Origin of the sequence: Chryseobacterium cucumeris (genome assembly GCF_016775705.1) — a bacterium.
Lineage (GTDB): Bacteria > Bacteroidota > Bacteroidia > Flavobacteriales > Weeksellaceae > Chryseobacterium > Chryseobacterium cupriresistens.
Window position 1 is genome coordinate 4,621,504 of the sequence record NZ_CP068760.1, and the last position, 18,113, is coordinate 4,639,616.

The following is an 18,113-nucleotide window of genomic DNA, read 5'->3' on the forward strand; positions in this document are numbered from 1 at the left end:
TAGGTTGCAGGTTACAGGTTTTGAGGATTATGTGAACGCACCATAGGTCTTACAGTTGTATTATTGTAATGAGTTAATGAGTCCGTTCAACATTTTGGATATTTCTATAATCTTTTCATTTAATTTTAAATGCTCATTTTCATTTAAAAATTTGAGATTTTTTGAAATAATTAATTGTGTTTCTACTTCCGCACAACTGCCTCTTGATATTTTTAAAAATTGCGAGTAATCAGGTTTGCTTCTCCTGGAGTTTCCCTCTGCAATATTGGAGGGTATAGAAACAGCAGCCCTTCTGATTTGTGATGTCAAGCCATAAATCTCATCCTTAGGAAAAGCTTCTGTAGTTCTGTAGATTTCAGTAACAAAATCAATAGATCTCTGCCAGACTAAAAGTTCTTTAAAATTTGCCATACATAATAATTTTGTAAATATTTAAACATTCACTCACAATCAACTGCTACCGGCTACCTACCATCTACTACCTATTGTTCTATCTCGGTATTTCTATTCCTTCTAAAATCTGACGGATAATTTCATCTGCGGTAAGACCTTCCATTTCTCTTTCCGGAGATACGATGACTCTGTGTCTTAATACGGCGTAGCTTGCTTCTTTAATATCTTCAGGAGTCACAAAGTCTCTACCTCTTAAAGCGGCAAATGACTTTGATGCCGTAAGAAGTGCCAATGAAGCTCGTGGTGAAGCTCCCAGATATAAGAATTGGTTTTCTCTGGTATTGATAATAATTTTAGCAATATATTCCATCAGCTGGCTTTCCACAATAATTTCTTTTACCAGATGCTGGTAGTTTTTCAATTGTTCAGCTGTGATCACGCGGTTGATTCCTTCTGTTTTATCTTCTTTTTTGCTTTCGTGCTGATTTTTAATGATCGCAATTTCCTGCTCAAGATCAGGATATCCTACATTGATTTTGAATAAAAAACGGTCCAGCTGCGCTTCCGGAAGCCTGTACGTTCCTTCATGTTCAATAGGGTTTTGTGTAGCGATCACCAGGAAAGGTTCCTCAAGGGTATATCGTGTACCGTCCATCGTGATCTGCCTTTCTTCCATAACTTCAAATAATGCAGACTGCGTTTTTGCCGGCGATCTGTTGATCTCATCAATCAGGATGAAGTTGGAGAAGATAGGTCCTTTTTTGAATTCAAATTCTGAATTTTTCACATTAAATACGGAAGTCCCCAAAATATCGGAAGGCATCAGGTCCGGAGTAAACTGAATTCTGCTAAACCCTACGTCAATGGTTTTGGCTAATAATTTTGCCGTGATTGTTTTCGCTACTCCCGGAACGCCTTCAATAAGTACGTGTCCGTTTGAAAGTAATGCAGCCAAAAGATGTTCAATCATTTTTTCCTGCCCTACAATTACTTTTCCGATCTCAGATTTTACTTTCTCTAAACTCGCACGAAGTTCAATCATATCAATTCTCGACTGAAACTGCTCTTCCTGTTTATTAAGATTGATAGCGTTTTGGTTTTCTATATTCGGGTTATCAAAGTTTTCCATAATAATTTTAATTTGCTAGTTTAACAATGACTATCTACAATTACATTTATTCTAACGAACAGACATTTTAGCATTGAAAAACTGTTATATGGTTAGGTTATTCTATTGTTATATTATTTAAGTATTTCATCAAGGAGCTTATTGATCCTTGTAAGGTCTTCTTTCATTACACTGGCGTAAGGATCCTGGGCTTTTTTGATAAGCGCTATTGCTTCGCCAATCATTTCTACGGGTTTACCAGTTTTCAGATGTAATTTTTTTGCAAATTCTTCATCTAGATGCTGGGTATCTATCAACAGATCCATTCTTACCTTGTTCAGGAAATATTGAGCTTTCTTGGCCATCATATCATGGAAATCGCCTTCCTGAAGATACAGATTTCCAATGCTTTTCACAAAATCCAGGGAAGTATTTCTCAATGGTTCTGTTACTGGGACTATCCTCTGTTTCCTTTTTGCATTAAAGAAGATAAAAAGAATAAGCCCTCCTAAAAATACCCACCATGCATATTTTAAAGCCGGATTTGACAATATAAATCTCATGAAAAAGCGTGATTCATAGCTTTTGTTTGAGACAAACCAAAGGGTTTCCCTATCCTGAAGATATGAAAATACGTCCTGAGCATATTTTACATTTCCGGGTTTTAGAAGATAATAATTCGTAAGGAAAAGAGGTTCTGTATGAGCATAGATATATCCTTTACCAAACTTTACTTTAATAAAATTGGCCTGATCTGTATTCTTCTTCTCAACGGTTTTCCCCAGTACTTCCACTCCCGGTTTTATGAATGAGAATCCTCTGCCCGACGGAAATTTATCCAGCTTAATAAAATCATTCTGAAATTTTTTATCGGTAAGTTTCAGGACATTTTCTTCTTCAAAAGAGATCTCAGAATCGTAATATCCGATACTATCAGAAATTTCTTTAGGCATGCGGGTTACCATCAGAAATGCATCCGAACCTTCAGATATCTGAGACAGAATTTTTTTCCATGACTCACCGTCAAGGTTATTTTCAATGACTACAATATTGTGAGCTCCCTTTTTGTGCTGGCTGTAATATTCATAAGGAACCTGTTCAATCTTCTTAAGATTATTTTTAAAAAGATATTTCGCTTCATTATTAAAAACAAACAGTCCAAACGGAGACTTCTCATTGATATCAAAATTCTTCCGCCAGTCTGTCGTTTCTTTTTTGTTAACTTCAAGCAACGCCAAAATAATCATCACAATGACGAAAATTACAGCATATGTTTTGAAAGTTTTGTTCATGGTTACTATAGTTATGGTTTAAATGCCTGATACTGATTTTTAAATTTCTGATAGCTCTCTTCTTCAATTCTGAATTCACCATACCATACATAATCAAAAATATAAGACAGATTGGAGAAGTCACCCTTCAGATGATGAGCTTTTAACTCTGAGGCATAGTCCTTATTGGTTTTTTCCGGATTCCAGTTGATCAGTTTTTTGTCACTCAGTTTTTTAAGAACAAACAGGAATTGATACCGAACTGCGGAACGATAATCTCCTGCGTGTTCAAATTTCGCGATACTTTCAGGAAAATTAATTTCATGGATATTCTCATGAAGTTCCTGCACATTAAGATCCAGCTTTTTATTCTTTTTACCAAAAATAAAATTCCCATCTTTTCCCATGATATATCTGATGATGAAATAAAGCAGAAATCCTACAAGAATAATGGCAAACAGTCTGATAAGAACAGTAGTAAGTTCTGCCGACTTAGTGAGTGCTGTATCTCCAAAGATCCCCTGTATGATCTGATTGATCTTCCGCATCAGTTTTTGAAAGAAAGATTCTCTCGGCTTTGAAACGGAATAATCAAACTCATTTCCTTTATATCTTGACGGAATATTCTCTTTAAACGTTTTCGGGTACACTTCATTCTCCGATACCGGATATTTCATCAGTACAGAATCTGCACGCAGCATATTTCTGTAATGCCCGGTAGTGTACAATGAATCTACCAGATCATCAGAAGCAGGAGGGTTATCCTGAGCATGAACCAGCCCGGGAGAAAAGAAAAGCAGTATGAAAAAAAGAGTTTTATTCATTGATTCCAATCGTGTCTATTTCGGCCAATTCAACTTTCTGGTGAAGATCTGTTCTGCTGTCATAATACATTAATCCCGCATTCACATACATAAGGTTGGAAAGAAAAAATGAAAGTAACATAGAAACTCCATAGAATACAAAAAAAATGATTCCGGCAGTTCCGGTAAAAGGATTCTGTTCAAAATTTCCGTCCGGTGTAGAGGTAAGCAGTGATCCGTAAAAAAACATCATCGGAATAAACGTAAAGATAGACGTTATAATGTACATGATAATAAACATCACAAATGCAGCTCCCCAATATTTCCAGAAGGGTGATTTTTCACTTCCATTGGGATAAGAAAACTGAGAACGCAAAGCATAGCTCAAGCTTTCCCAGAACCCTCGGTCCGAATTAAAATAATCATACATCAGAAATGTAGTAAAATTAAATATCGTAGGATAAAGAAGCAGGATAAGGAAGAAACCGATAATGATAAGAACCAGAATATAAGAAAAACCTACTACAAATAAGATTGCCGGAGTAACGATAAAGATCATTCCCAGACATAGTTTTCCAATTCTTCCGGCATTGTTTTTAAAGTCACCGAGAATTTCATCAGTCTTTATTTTTTCTGCTCCCTGTGCAATTCTTTTTAAATAAAAAACAGGATACAGATAATTGACAATCATCAGGACCATGAAAAGCAGGAAAGTCAGTAATCCTACTGTGATCAGCATTCCGGAATTTTCTGAAAAATACTGTTCAAAATAATAGGTTTCACCTCCAAGATTAGATCCGAATATCTGTGAAAACAGCTCCTTATAGCCGAAAATAACAACAGTAACCATTAAGATCAAAAGCAAGCCATTGATCAGAATATAGTTTTTGAAATAATTCTTTCCGTATAATTTGAAAAAATTGAAACTATCACTGATAAAAGTTCCAAAATCTCTTTTTTTATAAAATTGTATCATTGATGTGTTTATTAGTTTTTTTGTAAACAACAGACGGATATACAAAATAGTAGTATCCAATAATTGCAAGTGAGCCAAAAATGATGATAAGGTTTAAAATTAAAGGCATCTTCAATGCATGTCTGGTGACATATCCTTCTATAATCCCTGCACAAATAGTGAAAGGGACAGTACTTAAAAATATTTTAAATGAATCTTTAAATCCTTTTTTAAACGAGTTAAATCTTGAAAATGTTCTTGGAAATAAAATAGACGCGCCCAGAATCAATCCACACATCGCTTCTACTACCATCGCAAAAATTTCAAAAACCCCGTGAAGCCATATTCCTCTTGCACTGTCTTTCAATGCTCCGTAATCATAGAAGAAATATTGAAAAGCTCCCAGCATCACACTGTTGGAAAGCAGTGCAAACAATGTTCCCACTCCCCCGGCAATTCCGTAAATATATAATTTTGCTCCAACCTGAATATTATTAAAGATAATTCCGATGGTGCTTCCCCAAGTGCTTCCGCTCTGATAAACGCCTACGGCATTATTATTTTTAATATTTTCGATCGTTTCATTCACATACCCTTCCCCTAGTATAATATTCACAAAGCCTTTATCATAAATGGCAGAAAGCACTCCTATTGATGTAAACAAAATGAAAAAGAGAAAGGCATACATCAGATATCTCCGGTATTGATACATCAGCAACGGAACTTCAGTTTTGAAAAAGTAAATCAGCCTGTTCTCCTCTACCCTTTTTGTTTTATAAATCTTCTGAAAAATCTGGGCAGATAAATGGTTCAGATAAACGGTAGTATTACTTTTGGGATAATAAGTCTGGGCAAAAGAAAGGTCATTGATCAGGTTTATATACAATGAAGACAGGTCATCAGGATTTTTTTTAATTTTCCCTTGAATAACCTGTTCGATTCCCAACCATTTTTCTTTATTTTGTTTAATGAAATAAACTTCTCTCATAATTATTAAGGCTAAAATAATAAAAAATATGTCTCAAATTGCGATAAATACCTCACAAAATGTAAATATTAATTTTACTATTGCAGGTATAGGAGAAAGGATGCTTGCCTTCATTATTGATCTTCTGATCAGGATTGCTTATGTAGTTGCTATCCTGTATCTGTTCTTCAATATTCTTGATTTGGGATATCTTCTGAATGGTCTTGATGGCTGGTCGATACGTGCGGTATATCTTGTCCTTACCTTTCCTGTTTATATTTATCCTCTTGTATTGGAAAGTTTGATGGAAGGCCAGACTCCCGGTAAAAAACTCATGAAAATAAAAGTGGTGAAAATTGACGGTTACCAGGCCAGTTTAGCAGATTATATGATCCGGTGGATTTTCAGAATTGTAGATGTTTCATTTGCCGGAGTAGTAGGACTTATTTCTATGATTGTTTCTAAAAATAATCAGCGTTTGGGTGATATCGCTTCCGGAACAGCTGTGATCTCCCTAAAAAATAGCATTAATATTTCTCATACAATACTGGAGAATATCCATGAAAATTATATTCCCTCTTTCCCTCAGGTGATTGCTTTGAGTGATAATGATATGAGAATTATCAAAGACAATTATACCAAAGCATTGAAAGCAGATGATCGCCAGATCATCAGTAAACTATCCGATAAAATTAAAAGTATTCTGAAACTGGAAATAGATCCCACTAAAATGACGGAAAGACAGTTCATCGGTGTAATTATCAAAGATTATAATTATTATACGGGGAAAGATAATTAGGTAGGCAATGGTTAATTTTTCTTCGCAAGTGAATGGTCAATTTGAAAAGTGTTGAGCGAGATTGACAGCAACACTTATTGCTTATGCAAAGCTCGGTTCAATTTTTGTATCTTTAAACTAAAGTCAAGAATCATGAAATTTGAAAACAATAAATCCGGGAACGGCGGAGTTATCACTTTAAATAACGAAATAAAAGAAGTCGGAAGGCTTACCTATACCATTTTCCCTGAAGATCATAAACTGATTATCTCTTTTGTTTTGGTACACCCGGAATTTGAAGGAAGAGGAATGGGAAAATTCCTTGTGGAAGAAGCCATTAAATTTGCCAGAGAAAACAATTGGAAAGTATACCCGCACTGTTCGTATGCAAGGTCTGTGATGATGAGAATGAGTGATGTGGCCGATATCTTTTTAAAGAATTAAAACCTCGTTTACCAGGATATCTTCAATATCATCCGGATAATCTACTTTGAGATGATGATCTGATGCTACCCATTCCATTATTTCCTGAAGATTTAACACCTTGGAATTGGGAATTCCCATTTTATCCAGAGCACATGCATTGCATTCCTGCTCATATTGATTGTGGATAGGAATCACAAATAGTTTCTTATCCATAAATAGTGCTTCTGCCGGGGTTTCAAAACCTGCATTGCATAAAATTCCGTCACAGCCTTCAAAATATTTCAGGTACTGGCTTTCATCAATGGGAAATACTTCTACATTTTTTATTTTCACCTGTACTTTGCTGTATTTTGAAAAAACTTTCCACTCCACAGGGATTTTTCTTAAAACCTTAATGATATTTTCATCCGCAAAACTCGGAAGATAAACAAGATAATATCCCTGTTTGTAAGGATTAAGGTTTCTGATCTTTCTCCTGATGACAGGTTTTTTGATCTGTGGATGGTAATTTTCAAAATGAAATCCTATTTTTTTTTCGCTGGGAACGTAATATTTCAAAATCATTTCTCCCAGAAAATCTTTTTCCTTTGGTTTGGGTGTTTCAGGAAAACTCATAGAAGCCTGATGGCTGAGTTCTATCAACGGAAACTTTTTCAATTTGGAAGCCCAGCCTGTCAGAGGTTCGTAATCATTAATAATTAAATCATACTGTGACAGCTCTAGTTCTCTGATTGTTTTAGCGGCTTCAAAGAATTTATTTTCGGTAAATGTTTTTCGGTAAGATAGACCTCCTGTTTTATTATAAAGAAGGGAAATGCCTCTGTATTGAAAGTTAATGTCAAAATCAGCCTTCAATTGCGATTGATGGCCACTGATCAAGGTGTCTACAGACGCATGCTTTTTGAGAAGAGGAATAATTTCCTGTGCCCTGGCAATATGCCCGTTTCCGGTACCCTGGAATGCATACAGAATCTTCATTTAAGAAAAATTAGTTACAATTTTTAAAAGATCAGAATTATCCATCTCCGGGATTTCTTCTGCTTCATCATCTTTCAGTAAATGTTTATGTTCATCATAATAAAAAATCTTCCATTGTTTATCATGATATTCCAAAGCAGAAAGATTTTCTATCCAGTCACCGGAATTCAGGTAAGTACAGGATCCTTTTTTATTAACAACCTCGCGGATCTGTGGCTGGTGGATATGCCCGCATACCACATAATCATATTGGTTATCAATGGCCAGCTCTGAAGCTGTCAATTCAAAATCCCCGATATATTTTACCGCTTTTTTCACATTGTTTTTGATCTTTTTGGAAAATGAGTATTTCTCTTTACCCATTTTTTCCAGGAACCAATTTACAACATTATTGATGATAATAAGAAGATCATAACCTTTTCCGCCAAGTTTGGCGATCCATTTGGAATGCTGGACGGATGCATCGAAAACATCCCCGTGAAAAATCCAGGTTTTTTTCTGATCGATATTCAGACAGATCTTGTTACAGACTTTAAGTTTTCCCAGTTCAAAATCTGTGAACTTACGGAACATTTCATCATGATTGCCTGTAATGTAATAGACATCTGTGTTTTTGGTAGCCAGTGAAAGTATCTTTCTGATTACCTTCAAATGAGGTTTAGGGAAGTAAGACTTTTTAAACTGCCAGATATCGATAATATCACCGTTTAAAACTAAAGTTTTAGGCTGGATCGAATTGAGATATCTTAGCAATTCTTTAGCCTTACATCCATAAGTTCCCAAATGAACATCCGATATAACAACTAATTCAACGTTTCTTTTCATAGTTTTGCACAAAGAAACTAATTGAAAATTAACTGTATATGAATGCTATATTATTTTTTATAGAGAGTTCATCAGCTCTTCTGTGATTTCCATGTTGTGGTAAACGTTTTGCACGTCATCATCTTCTTCGAAACGCTCAAGCATTTTCATATTCGCTTTGAACTGTTCTGCGTTCACTTCTTTAGTATTATTTGGAATTCTTTGAAGTTCTGCACTTTTTGCTTCAATTCCAAGCGCATCCAATTTGTGAGATAAAGAACCGAAATCTTCAAAAGCAGTGGTAATCATTACTTCTTCTTCATCTTTTTCTACATCTTCTGCTCCTCCGTCAATCATTTCCATTTCAAAATCATCCCAATCCATTTTGATCTGAGCCAAATCTATAGTGAAAATACCTTTTCTGTCGAAGATAAATGCCAATTCCCCGTTCTTACCAAGGTTACCATCAAACTTATTGAAGATAGCTCTTACATTGGCTACCGTTCTTGTAGTATTGTTTGTAGTACATTCTACAAAAAAAGCAACACCACCTTGTCCGTAACCTTCATAAGTGATCTCTTCATAGTTTTCTGCATCTGCACCGCTTGCCTTTTTAATTGCTCTTTCAACATTATCCTTAGGCATGTTAGCCCCTTTTGCGTTTTGGATACATCTTCTCAAGGCAGGATTAGATTCAGGATCTGTTCCTCCAGCTTTTACAGCCAGTGCGATATCTTTTCCTATTTTAGAGAATGTCTTGGCCATCTTGTCCCATCTGGCCATTTTAGAAGCTTTTCTATATTCAAATGCTCTTCCCATTTTAATTTTTAAATTTCCAACAAAATTACTCAAAAGTCCACAAAAAAAAAATACCTCCAATCAAATTGGAGGTATTCATTATTTAGAAAAATTAATTATTTTTTCTTTTTAGCAGCAGCTTTTTTCTTAGCTGGAGCTTTTTTAGTAGCTTTTTTAGTAGCTTTTTTCGCTGGAGCTACAACATCAGATTTCTGATATTTGTTCCACTCACTGTCATCACCAATGTATCTAACAGTTACTTTTCTATCAGCTTGTCTTTCAGCATCAGAAGCAGATTCTGCAACTTTAGCATTTTGCTCACCAATACCAACTGATTTTAATGCGTTGATATCTACACCTCTTGCATCTAAAGCAGCAACTACAGAAGCAGCTCTTTCTTTAGATAATTTCAAGTTGTAAGCATCGCTTCCTTTCTTGTCAGTTTCACCAACTAATAGGAATCTACCTCCGTCTTTCTTAATGATTTCAGCAGCAGTATCTAAAGCTCCTTTAGATTCAGGCTTGATTGTAGCTTTGTTGAAATCGAAGTATACACTCTTAAGGTTTTTCTCAACATCAGTAGCTGTTACTTCTTTTGGTTTAGGACATCCGTTGTATTCTGGAAGACCTGGAACAGTAGGACAAGCATCATCTTTATCTAAGATACCGTCACCGTCTGTATCTGGCCAAGGACAACCGTTGTTTTCAGCAGGACCTGCTACTGTAGGACAAGCGTCATCTTTGTCGATTACACCATCACCATCAGTATCTGGCCAAGGGCATCCGTTGTTTTCAACTGGACCAGCCACTTCTGGACATTGATCGTCTTTATCTGGAACTCCGTCACCGTCAGTATCAGGACATCCTTGGAATTCTGGTAAACCTGGAGTATCTGGACAAAGATCATCTTTATCTAGGATACCATCCTTATCTCTGTCTCTGTTTCCGAATCTGAATAAGATGGAAGCAGAAGCTTGCCAGAAGTTAGCAACAGTAGATTTGTCACCTGGAGTTGATACATAATCTCCCTGAACACCAAGACCGAAGTTCTTAGTTACCCAGAAGTTAGCACCAGCACCTGTAGCTACAGTAAAGTGATTAGCTTTACCGTTTTCGTTACCATCCTTACCGTTAGTTACAGTTTCGATTGGGTTACCGTTATCATCAACAGATGTTCTAGGGAAAGTAAGAGCTGTATAGTCATGTCTTAAGTAGTTAGCACCAACTCTTAAATATGGATCAAACCAAGATTCTTCGTTCCATAAAAGACCTGCAGCGTGAGCCTGGAAACCAAGACCTGTCATTAGGAAAAATTCTTTCCCCATGTTGAATCTTTTGTTTTCAACATTTCCAACAGAAGTTTGCCAGTCAATTACTAAACCTTTACCAACGTTTCTAGCAACTGTTAACTTAGATAGTGGAGGTGTAATAGAAAAGTTGTTCACATTGAACATACTTTTTGTCAAATTGTTAGCAGAGAACGTATTACTGAAGTTACTTCTTGCTGCTACGTGGTTTTCAGCATGAGCACCAACTCCGATTAACCACGGATTGTTGGTAGTCTGTGCGAAAACAGTAGAGGCAACAGTAAGCGCCAATGCTGAAATTCCTAATTTTAGATTTTTCATAGAATTAAATGATTAAATAATTGATAATGCAAAATAAATATAATTTTTCTTTATATACAAAGTTTTTCAAATGATTTTTAACTTTTCTTTAATATTCTGTCGAGGTTCCGTTTATTTTCTCTATCTTTTATCGCCTCTCTTTTATCGAAAAGTTTTTTCCCTCTACCAAGCGCTATGAGCACCTTTGCTTTCCCTCTATCAGTGATATATAATTTTAAAGGTATTATGGTGTTCCCAGCATCCTTTAACTTTTTTTCAAGTTTTTGTAATTCTTTTTTGTGCAAGAGCAATTTCCGTTCCCTTTTTGTTTTGTGATTGTAAAAAGTTCCCAATTTGTACTCATCAATCATCATGTTGATGATGTACAATTCCCCATCAATAAACTGACAGAACGATTCTGTGATAGATGCTTTGGATGAACGTAAAGATTTTATTTCGGTACCCGTTAAAACCATTCCGGCTTCATATTCTTCAAGAATTTCATATTCAAAACGGGCTCTTTTGTTTAATATGTTAACTGTTTTCTCAATCTTCATCATTTTAAAATTTCGTTAATGAAATATATAAAAAATACCGTACATTTAAAAACTTGACTATTATATTATTACAAAATACCCAAATTCTTTTCGTATTTTTGCGCCAAATTTACAAAACTATATGTTAACAGTATCTAACTTATCTTTACAATTCGGGAAAAGAATTCTTTTTGACGAGGTAAATATTATGTTTACCAAAGGAAACTGCTACGGAATCATCGGAGCAAACGGTGCGGGAAAGTCTACATTCCTGAAAATACTAACAGGAAAGCAGGATCCTACAACAGGACATGTATCTCTGGAGCCAGGGAAAAGAATGTCAGTTTTGGAACAGGATCACTTTGCTTATGATCAGTTTACAGTTCTTGAAGCTGTTTTAAGAGGTAATAAGAAATTATTTGAGATAAAAGAGGAAATGGATGCGTTATACGCAAAAGAAGATTTCTCTGACGAAGACGGTATTAAAGCCGGTGAACTAGGTGTAATTTATGACGAAATGGGTGGTTGGACTGCAGAATCTGATGCTCAGACTATGCTCTCTAACGTAGGTATTTCTGATGATATGCACTGGCAGCTGATGAGCGAACTTGAGAACAAAGACAAAGTAAAAGTTCTTTTGGCTCAGGCACTTTTCGGAAACCCTGATGTATTGATTCTGGATGAGCCTACCAATGACCTTGATATCGACACGATCTCATGGCTGGAAGACTTCCTTGCAGATTATGAAAACACGGTAATCGTTGTATCTCACGACCGTCACTTCCTTGATACGGTTTGTACACACATCGGTGACCTTGATTATTCTAAACTTAACCTTTATACAGGTAACTACTCTTTCTGGTACCAGGCTTCTCAATTGGCAACAAGACAAAGAGCTCAGGCCAACAAGAAAGCTGAAGAGAAGAAAAAAGAACTTCAGGACTTTATTGCACGATTCAGTTCCAACGTTGCTAAAGCAAAACAGGCTACTGCAAGAAAGAAAATGATCGACAAATTAAATATTGACGATATTAAACCTTCTTCAAGAAGATACCCTGCTATTATTTTCGAAATGGAAAGAGAAGCAGGAGATCAGATTTTAGATGTAAAAGGTCTTGAGAAAACCAAAGACGGGGAATTATTATTCTCTAATGTTGATCTAAACCTTAAGAAAGGAGATAAAGTAGCAGTACTTTCTAAAAACTCTTTAGCTATCACAGAATTCTTCGAAATTCTTGCTGGAAATGTAGAAGCAGACAAAGGAACTGTTGCATGGGGAGTAACAACCAACCAGTCTCACATGCCTTTGGACAACACTAACTTCTTCCAGGAAGACCTAAGCCTGGTTGACTGGTTGAGACAGTTTACAAAAAATGACGAAGAGCGTCATGAAGAATTCGTAAGAGGATTCTTAGGAAGAATGCTGTTCTCAGGAGATGAAGCTTTGAAATCCTGTAAAGTACTTTCAGGGGGTGAAAAAATGAGATGTATGTTCAGTAGAATGATGCTTCAAAAAGCGAACGTTCTTTTATTGGACGAACCTACCAACCACTTAGACCTGGAGAGTATCACAACCTTGAACAACTCTTTATCCAACTTCAAAGGAAATCTTTTACTGGCATCTCATGACCACGAAATGCTTTCAACAGTCTGTAACAGAATCATCGAATTGACTCCTTCCGGAATTATCGACAGAGAAATGACTTACGACGAGTATCTTGCGGATAAAAAAGTAAAAGAATTAAGAGAGAAAATGTATTCTTAATCTGAACAACATTAAAATCTATATAAAAACACCTCAAAGCAGTGCTTTGAGGTGTTTTCGTTTAAACAATAAATAATATTTATTTCGTCAATTTTGCAGCAGGTAAAGTAACCGTTCCCGGATCTTTCCATAAGCCTTCTTTCTCTGCTTTCTTTTTGATAGATTCAGCTCTCTTGTTGCTATCGGGGTGAGAATTGAACATCTTTTCAAAATTAGTCTGTGTACTTCCCTGTGAAAGTAAGGCTAACTTTTTAAAAGCTGTATATGCTCCTACCACATCATACTTATTGGCCTTCATGAAATCATATGAATAAGTATCTGCTTCAGATTCCTGCTTTTTGCTGTGCGAAGCATCTAAAAATGCATTCGCCATCTTCCCTATCTGACTTTCATTTAGTGAAGCTACATCTGACGAAGCTGAGGAAGCAGCATCTAATGCAGCCGCCTTCAGATAAGCCGATTTCATAGCATCTTTGGTATCCTGATTCTTTACGTGCCCGATCTCATGTCCGATTACGGCAAGCAGTTCATTATCAGTCATAATATCCATTAAGGAAGAGAATACACGTACACTTCCGTCTGCACAGGCAAACGCGTTGATATCTTTTACTTTATAAACTTTATAATTAAGGTTCAGACCATCCTGAGATTTGTGTTTTCCAAACAGCCTGTTCAGTCTCACAGTGTAAGGATCTTTCGGTCCTGCTACAGGATTATTTTTATCCATCCATTCTACTGATTCTTTGGATAATTTAATAGCATCTTCGTTGGTAAATGTTAAGGCTTTTGCACCATTTGAAACCATTCCGGCTGCTTTGCCAAGATTAATTTTCTGTGCGTTGATCGAACATGCTGTTCCCAGTAACAGGAAGCATAGAGTAATTTTTTTCATAGTCATTTAAAAATTTGGAGCACGAAGATAGTCTTTTTTTAACAATTATTAAGTCAAAACTTCGTTTCAGTTCTTCCCTGAATGCTATTTTTTTTCCTTATTTTTGTGAAATGAGTCAAAAATGGATTTACAAGCCTGAACCCGATGAGGAAGTTGTGGACAGACTAAGTTCGTCACTTGGTTTTGGTACTTTTGAATCTAAAATCCTCGTTCTTAGGGGAATTGACAATTATCAAAAGGCCAGAGAATTCTTCAAACCGAACCTTAACGATATCCACAACCCTTTTTTAATGGCAGATATGCAAAAAGCTGTAGAGCGTATTGCTACCGCCATTGAAAACGGTGAAAAAATATTGGTATATGGTGACTATGATGTGGACGGAACCACAGCGGTTGCTTTAATGTACCTGTATCTCAGCAAAATTGTTGAGAAAAAATATTTAGATTATTATATCCCGGACAGAAATTCTGAAGGATATGGAATTTCCACGGAAGGAATTGATTTCGCCAAAGAAAATGGTTTCTCATTAATCATTGCTCTAGACTGTGGAATCAAGGCACTTGATATGATCAACTATGCCAGCAATCTGGGTATAGATTTTATTATCTGCGATCATCACCTTCCGGGTGAAGAGATTCCAAACGCTGCAGCTGTTCTTGATCCTAAAAGAAGTGACTGCCGATATCCTTTCAAAGAACTTTCCGGATGCGGTGTTGGCTTTAAGCTTTGCCAGGGACTGAATACGATTTATAAATTACCGGAGGCAGAATTATTTGAACTTACAGATCTTCTCGCCATTTCCATTGCAGCAGATATTGTTTCGATGACGGGAGAAAACAGGGTCTTGGCTAAAATGGGATTAAAAACCCTGAGGAAAACCAGAAATCTTGGTTTAAGGTTATTGATTCCTGAGGACAAACTTTCTCATTTCGAAATTTCCAATATCGTTTTTGAAATAGCTCCCAAAATTAATGCTGCCGGAAGAATTTCTCATGGTAAAGCAGCTGTAGAGCTTATGGTTTCCGACAATCTGAAACATGCCAACCAGATTGTGAATGATATCATGAACCTCAACGATGAAAGGCGTGAACTGGATATGAATTCCACTCTTTCCGCTCTGAATCAGATTATAGAATCCCAGCAGGAAACCAAGCATACTACTATCGTTTATCATCCTGAATGGAATAAAGGCGTTATCGGTATTGTAGCCTCAAGGCTTATTGAAACCTATTATAAACCCACACTAGTTTTTACCGATGGTAATAACGGAGAAATGGTAGCTTCTGCAAGGTCTGTTTCTGATTTCGATGTACATGAAGCTCTTGATATGTGCTCTGAATATTTCCTTAAATTTGGAGGTCATCATGCTGCTGCCGGACTTTCGATGGAAAAAGATAAGTTTGATGCCTTCAAGGAAAAATTTGAAAGAATTGTTTCTGAAAAAATCCAGGAGCACCAAAAGGAACCTTCTATTACGATTGATACGGAAATAAGAATTGACGAAATCAACAGAGAGTTTATCAATTTCCACAGAAAACTGGCGCCATTCGGGCCTCATAATATGAAGCCTATTTTTACATTAACCAATCAGAAGCTTTCCGGATATGTAAAAACCATGGGGAAAGATAATAATCACCTGAAGTTTTATATCAAGCAGGAATCTACGGGACGAAATATTGAATGTGTCGGATTCAAACTGGGACAGTTTGCTGAAGATTTTAAAAATAAAAATTTCGACCTTGCTTTTACCCTGGAAGAGAATCACTGGAAAGGCAATGTCACTCATTATCTTAATATCAAGGATGTAAAATTCAGGGGTTAGGATTTAGCAATAAGGGAATAGGAGAATCATATGGGAAATTATAAGGAATTAATTGTCTGGAACAAATCTGTAGATCTCGTTACTGAAATCTATTCCGTGACCACTATTTTTCCAAAAGAAGAACTGTATGGACTTACTAGCCAGATTCGAAGAGCGTCAATTTCAGTTCCGTCCAATATTGCTGAAGGACATTCCAGAAGATCTACCAGCGATTATCTTCAGTTTTTGAAAATTGCAAGAGGTAGCTGTGCTGAGCTGGAAACCCAATTGATTATTTCAAAAAACTTACATTATTTGAATCCTGAAGAGTTTCAAATTTTAATTAAAAAAACATCTGAAATATCAAAAATGCTGAATGCAATAATTACAAAGCTTCACACCCCTAAAACCTAATTCCTGCTACCTAGTTCCTTATAACAATGAAAAAAATCGGTTTATTTTTCGGATCATTTAATCCTATTCATATCGGGCATCTTATTCTGGCCAATTATATTCTGGAAAATTCTGATATGGATGAGCTTTGGTTTGTGGTAAGCCCGCAAAACCCATTTAAGGACAAAAAGTCTTTACTGAATGACCATAACAGACTTGATATGGTACAACTGGCAGTAAAGAATTACCCCAATATGAGAGCTTCCAATGTGGAGTTTTCTCTTCCGAAACCAAGTTATACTATTGATACCTTAACGTATCTGCATGAGAAATACCCTGATTATTCTTTCAGTCTGATCATGGGAGAAGATAATCTAAAGAGCCTTCACAAATGGAAAAATGCTGATATCCTGATCAAAAATCATCATATTATTGTTTACCCAAGAGTATTTGAAGGCGAGAAAAAAGATCCTGAATATTTACAGCATGAAAATATCTCTCTGGTAAAAGCACCCATAATAGAGCTTTCAGCTACGGAAATCCGTAATATGATAAAGGATGGTAAAAATGTAAGACCTATGCTGCCACCAGAAGTTTTTGAGTATTTGGATGGTAGTAGTTTTTATCAATAAACAATGAAGCTATATTTATTTTTATTCTCTGTTTTTTTGCAATGTTGTTTATATGCCCAGGAATCAACAACTTTAAAAAGTGACTCTCTTAAAGAATTACAGAAAATTGCTATTGCTGAAAGAAAAAGCTATAATAAAAAGCATTGCAGCGAAGATTCAATCAGGGCTGTAAAAGCTTCGGAAATTCAAAACAAATATTTTATCAATATTGCAGCTCCCGATGGTGATAAGTTTTTACCCGGAGAAGAGCTCAAAACAATTTTAAAAAAGCATAATATCATTTGGGGCGGAGAATGGATGGGTAGTGATATAGGCGGGTATTCCGGTGCCTGTTATTATTCTGTAATGAATAAATTGACTGAAAAAAAATTTGGTAAAGATTTTATGGATGGTCTCGTTAAAGAATCTGTAGCCCTATATGTAAAAAAACACCCAGATACAATCTTTGATAATGATGAGCATTGTGAATGGACCTATAAAGGAGGCTATCTCAGGTATAGTGATGATAATGATCAGTTAAATAAAGATTTCTTCCGTAATTTTAGTTATCCGGAAGGCTATGAAAATTACAATCCGTCTTTTCAAAAATACCGTTCAAGTACTGTGGTTACGCTCACATTAGATCAAAATGGAAAGGTTTTGAAGAATCAATTTAGTCATGAGATTTATAATGATCACAATTTGAAATACATTCCTTATTTTGAAAAAGAGATCAAAAAGTTTATAAAATACACTAAATTTGAGCCTGTAAAATACAGAGGATATCCAGTAAAAAGCAAAACATCCTTTTTTATCTATTATAAATAATTATTCATGGACTTCATCGAAAAAATATTCTCAAAATATTCTCAGGAAAAAATCATCAGATGGTTTAAGCAGATTTGTCTTGCAGAGGCCATTTCATGTCTTTTATTGTATGGTGTTGCGATGATCTGGATCCGGTATGATGAAAATGTATATTCTATCATCTTCATCAGTGTTATTGGTAGTTTACATGGTTTATTTTTTACTCTTTACCTTCTACTCTGCCTTCCTGCCAGAAAAATTTATAATTGGGATGATGAAGATTTTGTTTTTGCCTTATTATCGGCATTCTTCCCCTTTGCAACGGTTTGGGTAGATAAAAAGCTGGCCCGATTCGACAGAGAATAAACAATATTATGAAAGGACCTTTTCGGTCCTTTTTTATTTTACGGATATTACAG

20 protein-coding genes are annotated in these 18,113 nt (G+C 35.8%); 8 read left to right on the plus strand and 12 right to left on the minus strand.

All coding sequences use genetic code 11. The features are described from left to right. Positions 1-60: 60 nt before the first annotated feature. The 6 genes from JNG87_RS20690 to JNG87_RS20715 all read right to left on the minus strand — a co-directional run bounded on the left by JNG87_RS20690 (position 61) and on the right by JNG87_RS20715 (position 5,518). Positions 61-411 carry a four helix bundle protein gene (locus JNG87_RS20690; protein WP_202840793.1) on the minus strand — a complete coding sequence of 117 codons (351 nt, stop codon included), beginning with the start codon at positions 409-411 and terminating at the stop codon, positions 61-63. 79 nt (positions 412-490) lie between these two features. Then, the gene (locus tag JNG87_RS20695; protein ID WP_202840794.1) at positions 491-1,522 is read right to left on the minus strand and encodes an AAA family ATPase; all 1,032 of its coding nucleotides are present in this window, start codon (positions 1,520-1,522) and stop codon (positions 491-493) included. Between the two features lie 113 nt (positions 1,523-1,635). Further along, a complete protein-coding gene (locus tag JNG87_RS20700; RefSeq protein ID WP_202840796.1) occupies positions 1,636-2,793 on the minus strand; it encodes a hypothetical protein in 1,158 nt (385 codons plus the stop codon). An 11-nt stretch (positions 2,794-2,804) separates the two neighbouring features. After that, complete coding sequence (locus JNG87_RS20705; RefSeq protein ID WP_202840798.1) at positions 2,805-3,596, minus strand: DUF4129 domain-containing protein; 792 nt, start codon at positions 3,594-3,596, stop codon at positions 2,805-2,807. Then, complete coding sequence (locus JNG87_RS20710) at positions 3,589-4,551, minus strand: DUF4013 domain-containing protein (RefSeq protein WP_202840799.1); 963 nt, start codon at positions 4,549-4,551, stop codon at positions 3,589-3,591. The genes JNG87_RS20705 and JNG87_RS20710 overlap by 8 nt, the downstream gene beginning before the upstream one ends. Beyond that, the gene (locus JNG87_RS20715) at positions 4,535-5,518 is read right to left on the minus strand and encodes a stage II sporulation protein M (RefSeq protein WP_123278486.1); all 984 of its coding nucleotides are present in this window, start codon (positions 5,516-5,518) and stop codon (positions 4,535-4,537) included. Before JNG87_RS20715 ends, JNG87_RS20710 begins: the two co-directional genes overlap by 17 nt. A 28-nt stretch (positions 5,519-5,546) precedes the next feature. Here JNG87_RS20715 and JNG87_RS20720 point away from each other — a divergent pair, with 28 nt between their 5' ends. After that, positions 5,547-6,296: an RDD family protein gene (locus tag JNG87_RS20720; protein WP_202840802.1), complete on the plus strand. Its 750-nt coding sequence runs from the start codon at positions 5,547-5,549 to the stop codon at positions 6,294-6,296. 132 nt (positions 6,297-6,428) lie between these two features. Beyond that, a complete protein-coding gene (locus JNG87_RS20725) occupies positions 6,429-6,719 on the plus strand; it encodes a GNAT family N-acetyltransferase (RefSeq protein WP_202840804.1) in 291 nt (96 codons plus the stop codon). Here the strand turns inward: JNG87_RS20725 and JNG87_RS20730 are convergent. The 5 genes from JNG87_RS20730 to smpB all read right to left on the minus strand — a co-directional run bounded on the left by JNG87_RS20730 (position 6,708) and on the right by smpB (position 11,445). Further along, entirely contained in the window at positions 6,708-7,679 is a 972-nt protein-coding gene (locus tag JNG87_RS20730) for a glycosyltransferase family protein (RefSeq protein ID WP_202840806.1), read from the minus strand. The genes JNG87_RS20725 and JNG87_RS20730 overlap by 12 nt on opposite strands. Next, positions 7,680-8,504 (minus strand): UDP-2,3-diacylglucosamine diphosphatase, encoded by an 825-nt coding sequence (locus JNG87_RS20735; RefSeq protein WP_110008582.1) that lies wholly within the window; start codon positions 8,502-8,504, stop codon positions 7,680-7,682. Positions 8,505-8,561: 57 nt separating this feature from the next. After that, the gene (locus JNG87_RS20740) at positions 8,562-9,302 is read right to left on the minus strand and encodes a YebC/PmpR family DNA-binding transcriptional regulator (protein ID WP_076596963.1); all 741 of its coding nucleotides are present in this window, start codon (positions 9,300-9,302) and stop codon (positions 8,562-8,564) included. Positions 9,303-9,397: 95 nt separating this feature from the next. Then, the gene (locus JNG87_RS20745; RefSeq protein WP_110008580.1) at positions 9,398-10,909 is read right to left on the minus strand and encodes an OmpA family protein; all 1,512 of its coding nucleotides are present in this window, start codon (positions 10,907-10,909) and stop codon (positions 9,398-9,400) included. 77 nt (positions 10,910-10,986) lie between these two features. Next, entirely contained in the window at positions 10,987-11,445 is a 459-nt protein-coding gene (gene smpB / locus JNG87_RS20750; protein WP_047427948.1) for an SsrA-binding protein SmpB, read from the minus strand. A 121-nt stretch (positions 11,446-11,566) separates the two neighbouring features. On the opposite strand from smpB, the gene JNG87_RS20755 reads away from it, so the two are divergent. Beyond that, positions 11,567-13,189 (plus strand): ABC-F family ATP-binding cassette domain-containing protein, encoded by a 1,623-nt coding sequence (locus JNG87_RS20755; protein WP_137905042.1) that lies wholly within the window; start codon positions 11,567-11,569, stop codon positions 13,187-13,189. A gap of 79 nt (positions 13,190-13,268) precedes the next feature. Here the strand turns inward: JNG87_RS20755 and JNG87_RS20760 are convergent, their stop codons facing one another. Then, complete coding sequence (locus tag JNG87_RS20760; protein ID WP_202840808.1) at positions 13,269-14,081, minus strand: M48 family metallopeptidase; 813 nt, start codon at positions 14,079-14,081, stop codon at positions 13,269-13,271. Between the two features lie 110 nt (positions 14,082-14,191). Here JNG87_RS20760 and recJ point away from each other — a divergent pair, with 110 nt between their 5' ends. From recJ to JNG87_RS20785, 5 genes are read left to right on the plus strand one after another with little or no spacing between them, the layout of a single operon-like run. Further along, a complete protein-coding gene (gene recJ / locus JNG87_RS20765) occupies positions 14,192-15,904 on the plus strand; it encodes a single-stranded-DNA-specific exonuclease RecJ (RefSeq protein WP_202840810.1) in 1,713 nt (570 codons plus the stop codon). A 30-nt stretch (positions 15,905-15,934) separates the two neighbouring features. Next, on the plus strand, positions 15,935-16,297 hold the full coding sequence (locus tag JNG87_RS20770) for a four helix bundle protein (RefSeq protein ID WP_202840811.1): 363 nt from the start codon (positions 15,935-15,937) through the stop codon (positions 16,295-16,297). 26 nt (positions 16,298-16,323) lie between these two features. Further along, positions 16,324-16,908, plus strand: a complete 585-nt coding sequence (gene nadD / locus JNG87_RS20775) for a nicotinate (nicotinamide) nucleotide adenylyltransferase (protein WP_202840812.1) — start codon at positions 16,324-16,326, stop codon at positions 16,906-16,908. 3 nt (positions 16,909-16,911) lie between these two features. Then, the gene (locus JNG87_RS20780) at positions 16,912-17,715 is read left to right on the plus strand and encodes a hypothetical protein (protein ID WP_202840813.1); all 804 of its coding nucleotides are present in this window, start codon (positions 16,912-16,914) and stop codon (positions 17,713-17,715) included. Between the two features lie 6 nt (positions 17,716-17,721). Further along, positions 17,722-18,060 (plus strand): DUF3817 domain-containing protein, encoded by a 339-nt coding sequence (locus JNG87_RS20785; RefSeq protein ID WP_202840814.1) that lies wholly within the window; start codon positions 17,722-17,724, stop codon positions 18,058-18,060. Positions 18,061-18,113: the final 53 nt, after the last annotated feature.